8 protein-coding genes are annotated in these 11,394 nt (G+C 43.6%); 6 read left to right on the top strand and 2 right to left on the bottom strand.

Translation table 11 applies throughout. From position 1 onward, the window contains the following. Positions 1-8: 8 nt before the first annotated feature. Positions 9-710 (bottom strand): DUF2461 domain-containing protein, encoded by a 702-nt coding sequence (locus tag ABQ275_RS15365; RefSeq protein WP_349314029.1) that lies wholly within the window; start codon positions 708-710, stop codon positions 9-11. A gap of 77 nt (positions 711-787) precedes the next feature. Beyond that, a complete protein-coding gene (locus ABQ275_RS15360; RefSeq protein ID WP_349314028.1) occupies positions 788-1,651 on the bottom strand; it encodes an AraC family transcriptional regulator in 864 nt (287 codons plus the stop codon). A 127-nt stretch (positions 1,652-1,778) separates the two neighbouring features. Between ABQ275_RS15360 and ABQ275_RS15355 the strand changes: the two genes are divergently transcribed. The 6 genes from ABQ275_RS15355 to ABQ275_RS15330 all read left to right on the top strand — a co-directional run bounded on the left by ABQ275_RS15355 (position 1,779) and on the right by ABQ275_RS15330 (position 11,334). Further along, positions 1,779-3,329: a beta-N-acetylhexosaminidase gene (locus ABQ275_RS15355; RefSeq protein WP_349314027.1), complete on the top strand. Its 1,551-nt coding sequence runs from the start codon at positions 1,779-1,781 to the stop codon at positions 3,327-3,329. A gap of 119 nt (positions 3,330-3,448) precedes the next feature. Beyond that, positions 3,449-6,661 carry a TonB-dependent receptor gene (locus tag ABQ275_RS15350; RefSeq protein ID WP_349314026.1) on the top strand — a complete coding sequence of 1,071 codons (3,213 nt, stop codon included), beginning with the start codon at positions 3,449-3,451 and terminating at the stop codon, positions 6,659-6,661. A 12-nt stretch (positions 6,662-6,673) separates the two neighbouring features. Then, positions 6,674-8,419, top strand: a complete 1,746-nt coding sequence (locus tag ABQ275_RS15345; protein ID WP_349314025.1) for a RagB/SusD family nutrient uptake outer membrane protein — start codon at positions 6,674-6,676, stop codon at positions 8,417-8,419. Positions 8,420-8,442: 23 nt separating this feature from the next. Continuing rightward, a complete protein-coding gene (locus ABQ275_RS15340) occupies positions 8,443-9,255 on the top strand; it encodes a sugar phosphate isomerase/epimerase (protein WP_349314024.1) in 813 nt (270 codons plus the stop codon). Positions 9,256-9,266: 11 nt separating this feature from the next. Further along, positions 9,267-10,046, top strand: a complete 780-nt coding sequence (locus ABQ275_RS15335) for a phytanoyl-CoA dioxygenase family protein (protein WP_349314023.1) — start codon at positions 9,267-9,269, stop codon at positions 10,044-10,046. Between the two features lie 10 nt (positions 10,047-10,056). Beyond that, the gene (locus ABQ275_RS15330; protein ID WP_349314022.1) at positions 10,057-11,334 is read left to right on the top strand and encodes a sugar MFS transporter; all 1,278 of its coding nucleotides are present in this window, start codon (positions 10,057-10,059) and stop codon (positions 11,332-11,334) included. The last annotated feature ends 60 nt before the right edge of the window (positions 11,335-11,394 follow it).

The following is an 11,394-nucleotide window of genomic DNA, read 5'->3' as shown; positions in this document are numbered from 1 at the left end:
TTTATCTGCTATCCGGCCTGCCCATTGGTATCTGTTGTTAATACTTCGCTCATGTAATCGAAAAAAGGCCGCATTTCCTGAAAGGTCTGGCTAACCTCTTTTAAAAAATGGTTACTTAAAACTTCTTCATCCGAAAACGGTCTTACGAGCAGGAATTGTTTATAACGCAACAGATCAATGGCCTCGTGAGCTGTATCGAAACCTTTGGGGGCAGTTTTTAATTGTTCTCCCTTCAATGTTTTAAAGGTGGATATAAATGATTTGTTGTTCAGTATTTTTCTTAGGGGGGTAGCATCAAAAGAGATATCATCCCTGATCCGTTTCAGATCTTGTGGAACGGGACCCCAAAAGCCGCCTGAAACAAAGCTGTTGCCCGGTTGAATATGGAAATAGTATCCGCCCCTGCGATATTTGGTGGCACGTTTAAAGCTGCCGCTCCAGTATGTTTTATAAGGTGTTTTATCGTTGGAGAAACGCGTGTCCCTGTAAATGCGGTACAGACTTTTCTTTCCTGAAGGTGTTTCTATCAGATCATGTGCCGAGAGTTGCGCTAATAGTGCTTCCGCAAAGATTTCTATATGATCCAGTTCTTTTTGATATGCTGTTTTATGTGCGTTGAACCAGTCCCTGTTATTGTTTTCTTTTAATGAATTTAAAAAGTCAAACCCAGCCTGATCTATCCGCGGATGTGCTGTATGATCGCTTGTCATGGAGTGTTATGGTAGTTATTAAGTATTAAGAAATCTGATATTAATATAAATACTTTAGTGAATCAAGATAAGCTCTTTTAGCTTCTTAGCTCGCCGGGAGATTTTCCCGTAAATTTTTTCACCACTGTTGAAAAATATTGCTGCGAGGAAAAATTCAATTCATAGGCGAGGTCCTTGATACTGGTAGATGGCGATTCCTTTAATTTCTGAATCGCATAATCTACTCTCTTTCGCTGCACGTAATCTACGGGCGTAAACCCGGATAATTCTTTAAACCAGTTTTTGAAGCGCGACTGCGACAAGTTTGCTTCCTTGGCCAAATCGGCTATGGTTATGTATTCAGTGAGTCTGGAATCGATAAGATGATACACTTTCTGCAGGCGTTCATTGTCTGTATCATTACTTTTTTTATTCGCATATTCCATTATTTTTAGCAGGAATAATTGTGTTAGTAAAGCAATTCTTATCTTTTTTATCTGTTGTGTTTCTCCCTTTGCTTTAATGGCATTAAATACATCTTCCAACATTTTTTTTAAGACGAAACCTCCCCTGAAATGTCTTCTCTTCAAATTAACTAATTCGTTGACCAGGTAACCAATGTTCTCATGATCACCCTGGTGTCTTTTTGATTTATTAGCTTTTATAATAAACCAGTAAAGACAGCCTTTCGCTTCCGGGAAGCCTCCCGAGCCATGTACTTCACCCGGGAAGTGAATAAAAATATCTCCTCCTCTTACAAGATATCTGTTATGATTTACAGCAAACCATTGGCTCCCTTTATCATAATAGCATATCTCAATCATATCATTGTGTACATGATCTTCCAGGTTGTTCTCTACCCGGTTGTAATTGTATTTTCCCAGCACAATTAATTCATGAACACCTATTCCTTTGAAATCAGTAATGACCCTGGTTTTCGTGGTTTTTACATCAATCTTCATCGGCAAAGGTTTTATAAAATAGTACTATGGTACAAATTAATGAATCTTTTATTTATAAATACCGGAATTTAGCAAATAACATCTATCCCTTAAAACAGCTTATTCAAAAAAAGGATAAAACAGAACTATGATCAAAGCACTTTACACTGTTATTAGCGGAATGTTTTTATTCATGACGGTTGCTGCACAGCAGATAATCCCGCTTCCACAAAAAATGACTGCGGGAAAAGGCGCCTTCATCATTAACGCAGCCACCACTATACAGGCTCCGCAAGAATTGGAAAGCGAAGCAGGTATTCTTCAGCAGGAGATACAAATGATTACCGGCAATCAGCTGGCGATTGAAAAAAAAGCATCCGGAAAAAATGCCATTATCCTGGTAAAGACAAAAGAGCAGGCACCTGCGGAATCCTATCGTTTAGATATTTCAGCTACGGGCGTCACTATCAGTGCTGCTGATCATACAGGGATCTTCTATGGATGTATGTCCCTGCTTCAACTGTTACCGGCACAGGATTGGAAGAGCGATATGGCGGCAGCTCCTGTCAACATTCCATCCATCAATGTTACTGACTTTCCGCGCTTTAAATGGCGTGGCCTGATGCTGGATCTTTCCCGTACGTTTATGTCACCGGATTATATTAAAAGAACGATCAGGAGAATGGCTTTTTACAAATTAAATGTACTGCACCTTCATTTAACAGATGATCAGGGATGGCGTATTCCGATAAACGGATATCCGCTGCTGGCAGAAAAAGCTACCACTTTCGACCCTTCTTTTCATGAACCCAAGGAGTTTCAGGGATATTATACGGTTGCAGATATACAGGATTTGAATAATTATGCAAAACAGATGCATGTTGACTTAGTTCCTGAAATTGAATCTCCGGGTCATAGCCACGCAGCACTGTTTGCATATCCTGACTTATCATGTAGTGGTAATATTGCACCCATCTTTCCTTTTTTTAGTGGAGATGGTGTTACGCGTGATGTTTTTTGCGTAGGCAATCCCGGAAGTGCGAAATTTTTCCGTACAGCCATTACGGAAACCGCTGCCATGTTCCCTTCCCGCTATATTCACCTGGGAGGTGATGAGGTGCCAAGAACCGAATGGGAACAATGTCCCAAATGCCAGGCACTTGTTAAATCTGCAAAGCTGGACAACACTGGTGCCCTGCAAGGTTATTTTATGCAGCAGCTACGCGATCAGGCGGTTAAAGAAGGAAAACGGCCGGTTGCCTGGGATGAGATTCTGCATGATAATAAGAGCCTGACAAAAGACTGGGTGATCATGAGCTGGACGGGTAGCAAACCTGGTATGGAAGCGGCTGCAAAAGGGTATGATGTGGTGATGACACCTACTTCCCACATGTATTTCGATTATACGTACAATAGTATTAATACGAAGAAAGTTTTTGAATTTGATCCTTTTTCGGGTAACCAGGATGAAAATGTTACCCGTCATATTCTGGGTATCCAGGCCAATTTCTGGTCGCATATCGATCGTACCCAAGCCCGGATTGATGCGCAGCTTTTCCCACGTTTACTGGCGCTTGCGGAAAGAGCCTGGTCATCCGCTGATGATAAAGACTACGAAAAATTCAATACACGCAAGATGTATCACAGAAACTGGCTCAAGTACATGGATGTAAAATATTACAGAGGCGATTTTAAATAGTTATAGAGATTCAATCAACCATAAATCATCTACTGTTATCCCGCAAGCGATAACCCGGGAATCTTATTCCCGGATATCAACCATCATCTACATATTCATTCTTTAAACACAAGCGCATTATGAGGCAACACTCGTTTTTGGCTTACCCGATCATATGGGTACTGTTAATAGCCTGCTCATCGTATTCATTGTATGCACAGGAAACAGCTGGTCCGGGTCCCGGCACTGTTATAACCGGAAAAATACTGGCTGCAACAGGTGAGCCACTTGAAATGGTCAGCATCCAGGAAAAGAATACAAGTAATGGTACTGCCACGGATGCAGCAGGAAATTTTTCTATCCGGCTGAAAGGATCATCACATACTTTGATGATTTCCTATGTAGGATACAAAACAAAAGAAGTACTGTTGAAAAATAATGCACCGGTACAGGAGCAGTTGGAAGCAGCTGTGAACTCACTGGAAGATGTGGTGGTAGTGGGTTATGGACAACGAAAAAAAGTGAATCTTACAGGTGCTGTGGCAGCTGTTTCTTCCAAAGATCTTCAGAACAGACCAGTTACTAATATTGGTCAGGCTTTACAGGGCCAGGTAGCCAGTTTAAATATTACACAAACAACAAGCGGTGGCGCACCCGATGCGCGACCAGGAATAAACGTCAGGGGATACACCGGGTTTGGTGTTTCAGCTGGCCCACTTGTAGTGATTGACGGCGTACCCGGAGGTGATATTAATACCATCAGTCCTGCAGACATAGAAAGTATTTCAATTTTGAAAGATGCCGCTTCTTCCGCCATTTATGGCTCCAGCGTCCCTTATGGTGTAATGCTCATTACTACCAAACAAGGCAAGAAGGACCATAAACCATCTGTTACTTATAATAATAATCTTTCGTTTTCCCAGGTAATTAATCTTCCTAAAATGGTTAATTCCCTTGATTTTGCAAATATTTATAATGAGGCCTTTGTCAACTCAGGACGGGCACCCTGGTTTGATGAAGAAACCCTTCAACGTATCCGGGATTACCAGTCCGGGAAAATGAAAGATGAAACCATCAAGGATCCTAACAGGGATGATTGGTATGGATCAGGCATCGGCTATTTTTCCGGTGCAGGCCCTAATAAAGGAAATGGTAATAACGATTGGTTCGACCTGTATTTTAAGCCCTGGGCCTTCAGTCAACAGCATAACCTCGGCGTTTCCGGTGGTAGTAAAAGTACCTCCTATTATCTGGGTGCAGGATATATGGACAAGCAAGGGATGTATAATTTTATGAGCGATACTTACAAACGCTATAATCTCAGGGCGAATGTATTATCATCTGTAACATCCTGGCTCGACTTAAATTTCCGTAGTTCCTTTTCCCGAGAATTGAACAATACACCAGCTACTTATAACGATGCAACCGGGGGTAATTACATGCACCAGATTGCAAGGAAGTTGCCAACTACGCCATTCAAAAACCCGGACGGTTTTTATTCTGATTATTCCAACATCGGATTGTTTACAGAAGGAGGCAGAAAAACCTATACAGACGATAAATCCATGATGACAGGAGAAATCGTATTAAAACCTGTAAAGGGGCTGAATATTACTGCCAACTTTACGTATGATGGCAGGAACTATAATGATGAGAACTTCAACAAAGTTGTTTATTCAACTTTGCCTAGTGGAAATAAAGTAGTGATGTTTCAGACCAACCCGAATAATTCACTGCAGAAATCCTACATAAAACAGGACCATTACGTGATGAACCTGTATGCCAACTATGAAAAGAATGTAGGGGCGCATAATTTTCAGGTACTGGGTGGATTTATCAAAGATTACAGGACATTGAAATCATTGAATGCAGGCAATTCCCTGTTGTATTCCAATGATATCCCTTCTCTGAATCTTACTTATAATCCGAATCCTTCTGTGGGGGATAATGATATACGCCTGGCTATTGAAGGGTTCTTCGGAAGGTTCAACTATAACTATAAGGAAAAATATCTTCTGGAAGTGAACGGGCGGTATGATGCCTCTTCCAGGTTCCTGCAAAACAGCCGGTGGAACCTGTATCCATCTGTATCGGCAGGATATGTTGTTTCAAAAGAAGTATTCTGGAATGAGTTGTCCAAAGTGGTGAATGTATTCAAAATAAGGGGTTCGTATGGAACACTCGGGGATCAATGGGGTGATAACGCCGCTCAGAATAATTATTATCCGTTCTACCCTGGTCTCGGCACCGTATCGCCAACGTCTAGTAACTGGATATTCAGTGATGGCCGGCAGGCATACATCACGCCACCTGGTTTGGTGAACCCAGTGCTTACCTGGGCTACCATAAAGTCACTTGATTTCGGCATTGATGCGGAATTATTGGATAACCGGCTTTCGGCATCTTTCGATTGGTATAAAAGAGATGCGGAAGATTTCGTAGGCCCCGCACAGGCATTACCAGTGGTATTGGGTACAGCGGTACCAAAGGCCAATAATGCAGCGATGCGCACAAAAGGATTTGAATTAACGCTGGGCTGGAATGACCAGATAGGAGACGTTAATTATTTTGTGAAGGGGGTATTGAGTAATTACAACAGCACAGTCATTAAATATCCCAATCCAACCGGCTTGTTATCCGATTGGTATAAGGGTATGCAGATGGGAGAAATATGGGGATATGAAACCAGCGGCCTTTTTCAATCCACCGATGAAGTAGCGAAATCACCTGGTCAGGGAAAAGTTTTTGGTGGTAACTGGACACCGGGAGATGTTCGTTATAAAGATATCAATGGCGATGGTAGCGTGGATTTTGGTACCAATACATTAAGTGATCCCGGTGATAGGAAAAGGATTGGAAATAATACACCGCAATATGCTTACGGGCTTTCTTTAGGTGGCTCCTATAAAGGGTTGGATCTGTCTGTTTTCTTCCAGGGGGTTGCAAAGCGCGATGTATGGATCTCTTCCGCTATGTACTGGGGTATCGTGGGTAGTGAGTGGCAGGGCACCGTGATTGAGCAGAACCTGGACCGGTGGACAACAACAACGCCGGACGGTTTTTTTCCTAAATACTATATGACCGGTGAGATGAGTAAAAACATGCAGGTACAAACAAGATATCTGCAGAATGCTGCTTACATGCGGATTAAAAATATCCAGGTGGGATACAATCTCTCTCCACAATTAGTTTCAAAAATGGGCTTGCAACGTTTACGGGTATACGTGAGTGGCGACAACCTGGCTACTTTCACAAAACTGCAAAAATCACTGGATCCGGAACTGGCCGTGGGCGATGCGAAAATTTATCCTATGCAGCGCACTTTCTCTTTTGGGCTAAATGTTACCCTTTAAAATTTAATAAGTATGAAAGCTAGATATTTTTTCTCCCTGATAATTTATTGCATACTTGCTGTTTCCTGTCAGAAAAATTTCCTGGACCAAACACCACAGGTGATTATAAGCGAGCATGAATTCTGGAAAACTTCCAATGACCTTAAACTATATGCGAATAATTATTACAACACCATGCTGCCTTCCTATGCAGGGTATTTTGAGGTAGGATATTATGGCCTGGACGCTGATCTGGGTAGTGATAACATGATCAAATCGCCTTATAATACAGAGCTCAATGGGGAAGCTGTTGTACCTGCCAGCGGTGGGGGATGGGACTGGACAACACTGCGTACCCTCAACTATTTTATGGCTAATTACGGAAAGGTAAACGACACCTGGGATAATGTAAAACCATATGTAGGGGAGACGCTGTTTTTCAGGGCATACTTTTACTTCAATATGCTTAAACGCTTTGGTGGCCTACCCTGGATAAATGAGCCCCTGAGTAGCCAGGATAGCCTTAAATTATATGGCGCCAGGTTGCCACGCAACATTATTGTGGATTCTATATTGCATGATCTTGATCAGGCCATTGCATATCTTCCGGCCAGGGCCGAAGGACCTGCTGCCCGGCTTAACCGGGAAACAGCGATGCTTTTTCAATCCAGGGTAGCTTTATATGAAGGTACCTGGGAAAAATATCATGCCGGCACACCATTCGGCGTAACAGGACAGAATGGAACCGTTTACCTGCAAAAAGCAGCTACGGTAGCTGGTGAATTGCTGAACAATTCCGGTGGCTATAGCCTGGATAACGTGGGTGTACCCAATGCTTACCGTGAAATATTTAACCAGAGTGATTACGGTAACAGCAAAGAGGTGATGCTATGGCGGAAGTTTGATAATGCACAGGGTTTATCGAACCGTTGGTATCTCTTTGTTCCATTGGGGCTCGACAGAGGCATTACAAAGAGCCTGGTAGATGATTACCTGTGTACTGACGGGCAGCCTATCAGCAGCAGTTCCCGCTACAAAGGCGACGATTCATTGTTACATGTTGTTGCCAACAGAGACCCGCGCCTGAGCCAGACCATCTTTGTCCCCGGTTCAATCATTACCAGCAACCGTCCTGGCAATGCGCAGAATATCATTTTCCAGCAACCGGACCTGGCCAATTCTGCCAATGCACCTACCGGCTATGAATTATTGAAGGGGCATATGACTACAGCCTCCCAACAAGTGGAAAATTCAACACAGGCACTGATATACTTCAGGTTTGGAGAAGTATTACTGAACTACGCAGAGGCGCTGGCTGAACTGGGAACACTTTCACAGGCAGACGTAGATAAAAGCATTAACAAATTGCGGGAAAGAGTAGGCATGGTGCCGCTGCAACTTGGTAGTATCACACCTGATCCTAACTGGTTATTTCCGGGACTTTCCCCTGTTATCAATGAGGTGCGCCGGGAAAGAAGAGTGGAGCTGGCTTGTGAGGGCTTTCGTCATGACGATATTTTCAGGTGGGCCGCTGCCGGATCACAGATCCTGAATTGGAAACCGAAAGGCGCTAAACTAAAACAATGGGCTACTCTTTTTCCAGCAGAAGTATTAAATAAATATCCGGTAGATGATCAGGGATATATTGAATTTTTCAAAAACATACCGGCGATGTCAGCAGGATATAAGTTTAAAGTGAACAGGGATTATCTCTCACCGCTTCCTGCCGATCAGCTGGTACTTAATCCCGCGTTGGGCGGTAACAATCCCGGATGGTGAGTGCCGGTATAATTTTTCTGAAAATGGATTTACTCTTTTTTTGTCCTATGTGGGGCATGGCTGATGGGTCGCTTCGGGACATGCTGTTAAAAATAAAGCAGGCTGGCTATGATGGAATTGAATTTGGTTTCAGACCAGGCGATCCGCAACGGGAAACATTTATGGAACTGGCCAGGGAGCTGGATCTTATTACTATCGGTCAACAATGTTTTGCAGCAGGAAAGGATTTTGCCAGCTACCGGGAAAGTTACCGGGAGCACCTTGAATGGCTGGTTTCTTTTGAACCCTATTTCATCAATTGCCATACAGGTAAGGACTATTATAGTTTTGAACAGAACGCGGCGTTAATCGGGATAGCTGTTGAGATAGAAAAGATATCAGGTGTAAAGATTGTACATGAAACGCACAGGGGTACATTTTCGTTTTGCGTCGCGCAGTGCGGAGCCTATCTCAATACATTCCCGGCGCTGAATTTTACGGCAGATTTTTCACATTTCTGTACGGTTTCAGAATCTTACCTGGAAGATCAGCAGGAGTTGCTTGTGCCCATTATGGAAAGATCCCATCATATCCATGCAAGGGTGGGGCATCCGCAAGGGGCGCAGGTAACGGACCCCCGTCTTCCCGAATGGGCATTTGCTGTAGAGAAACACCTGGCCTGGTGGGATACTGTAGTTGATATAGGTAAACAAAAAAAGCATCGCGGCATAACAATCACACCCGAATTTGGACCTGCGCCTTATATGGCTGCTGCTCCGTTTACGCAGCAGCCACTGGCGAACCAATGGGAAATAAACCTTTATATGATGCAACTGCTCAAATCACGCTACAATTAAAAAATAACGATATGAATCAAATCCATCAACTGACCGCGGCACAGAAAGATTTTTTCAACACCAACGGGTACCTGGTAGTAGAAGATATTATTTCACCTGAAGAAGTGGCTAGCTATCTTAAAATTTATAACCGGTTCCTGGACGGCAGCATAGATACCGGTAAAAACCGGACCGATCTCGGCGTGGGGCTGGGGAATAATAAAAAGGTCGAGAATATTACACAGATTATGTGGCCAAGTGACTTTGCTCCGGAAGTACTTGGTATGACTTATCACAAAAGAGCCCTTGATATAGCCCGGGACCTGCAAGGCCCCGATATGCAAATGGATTTTGATATGCTCATAAACAAGGCTCCCCAAACGGCCACTATTACGCCCTGGCATCAGGATGCGGCGTACTGGATTAATATGCCGGATAAGAGAGCCGTAAGCTGCTGGCTTGCACTGGATGAAGCCACACTCAATAATGGCTGTATGTGGTATATACCAGGCTCGCAGCTATTACCACTACGGCCTCACCGTAATGCCGGTGGAGAGGGCAGTGCCCTCTCCTGTGACGCAACAGAAGCCGAAGGAGTGGGAATTGAATTAAAAGCGGGATCTTGTGTTTTACACCATGGCGCCACCCTGCATTATAGCCGGGGTAACAACACCGATAGTTACCGTCGTGCTTTCATTATTAATTTCCGGCCGGAAGAAATGATTGCACTGGAAAGAAAAGAGGGATTTGATCATGGCAGAAGCGGGAATGCTGCTGAGAGAAAGATAAGGAACGAGGGTTTTAAAAAATAAAAAAAAGGATATGCTGCAAAAGAAATTTTTACCTCCCATGATGATCATTGGGTTTCTTTTTTTTGTTTTTGGGTTTGTTAGCTGGTTAAATGCTATTCTTATTCCATACTTCAAACTATCGTTGCAGTTATCTTTAAGCGAGGCCATGATGGTGGCCTTTGCTTTTTATATTTCCTATTTTATCATGGCTCTTCCTTCCTCCTGGATATTGGAGCGGACGGGTTTGAAAAAAGGAATGATGCTGGGTCTTTTTGTGATGGCTTTGGGTGCCCTGTTATTTATTCCTGCGGCCCATTTCAGGAACTACCCGATGTTTCTTGTGGGATTATTTGTGCAGGCTACGGGGCTTACACTGTTACAAACCGCCGCCAATCCGTATGTTACCATACTGGGGCCAATTGAAAGTGCTGCCAGCCGTATGAGTTTGATGGGCGTATGCAATAAGGTTGCCGGCGCAGTAGCCCCGCTGATACTGCTCAAAATGGTAACAAAAAGTCCACAGGAAATAGATGACATTAAAAGCGCATTACCAGGTCTGTTACCACAACAGGCAACCGATGTTTTACAGCAATTGATCCTCCGGTTGCAGACGCCTTACGGCGTGATGGCAGCCGTACTTATCTTGCTCGGGTTAATTATTTATTTTTCCGGGTTGCCGGATATTAAGCAAGCGCAAAAAAGTAATATTGAAAAAGAAAGTATTTTCCGCTTTCCCCATCTGATGCTGGGCACTTTCGCCATTTTTTGTGGCGTAAGTGTAGAAGTCCTGGCGGTTGATTCAGTTATCAGCTATGCAGAATTTCATGGCTTTTCTTTCTTACATGCGAGGTACTTTGCTACTTATACGCTGGTAGTGATGATAACAGGATATTTGTTTGGCATAGCTGCTATTCCCCGTTATATCAGTCAGCGGAATACTTTGATTGGCTGTGCGGGCCTGGGAATGATTTTAACCCTTGTTATCCTGGTTACACCCGGCAGTTTTTCCGTATGGAGCGTGGTGATGCTGGGGCTTTGCAATGCGTTGATCTGGCCAGCCATCTGGCCGCTGGCATTGAAAGGATTGGGCGCCTACACCGAACGGGGTGCTGCTTTTTTAATCATGGGTATTGTAGGGGGAGCAATAACGCCCACGCTATTTGGGGCAATAGCTGTTAAAAGTAACTTGCAGCAGGCATATGTGATATTGTTGCCGCTTTACTTTTTCCTGTTGTATTATGGCTATACAGGTTGCAGAAAAGGTAAGCGTATAAAGGTGGCACAGGTTGTTTTACAAGAACAGAGCTGAAAGAGGGTTATTAGCACTCTTTCAGCTCTGTTGTCACCAGGCGGCGCGATCCGCATATAG

The organism is Chitinophaga sp. MM2321, from assembly GCF_964033635.1.
GTDB lineage: Bacteria > Bacteroidota > Bacteroidia > Chitinophagales > Chitinophagaceae > Chitinophaga.
This window is presented reverse-complemented; position numbering and strand designations above follow the sequence as displayed.

Excerpts from the sequence above, each read along its gene's own strand:
- ABQ275_RS15365 (WP_349314029.1), bottom strand. The coding sequence starts at position 710 with ATGACAAGCGATCATACAGCACATCCGCGGATAGATCAGGCTGGGTTT.
- ABQ275_RS15360 (WP_349314028.1), bottom strand. The coding sequence starts at position 1,651 with ATGAAGATTGATGTAAAAACCACGAAAACCAGGGTCATTACTGATTTC.
- ABQ275_RS15355 (WP_349314027.1), top strand. The coding sequence starts at position 1,779 with ATGATCAAAGCACTTTACACTGTTATTAGCGGAATGTTTTTATTCATG.
- ABQ275_RS15350 (WP_349314026.1), top strand. The coding sequence starts at position 3,449 with ATGAGGCAACACTCGTTTTTGGCTTACCCGATCATATGGGTACTGTTA.
- ABQ275_RS15345 (WP_349314025.1), top strand. The coding sequence starts at position 6,674 with ATGAAAGCTAGATATTTTTTCTCCCTGATAATTTATTGCATACTTGCT.
- ABQ275_RS15340 (WP_349314024.1), top strand. The coding sequence starts at position 8,443 with ATGGATTTACTCTTTTTTTGTCCTATGTGGGGCATGGCTGATGGGTCG.
- ABQ275_RS15335 (WP_349314023.1), top strand. The coding sequence starts at position 9,267 with ATGAATCAAATCCATCAACTGACCGCGGCACAGAAAGATTTTTTCAAC.
- ABQ275_RS15330 (WP_349314022.1), top strand. The coding sequence starts at position 10,057 with ATGCTGCAAAAGAAATTTTTACCTCCCATGATGATCATTGGGTTTCTT.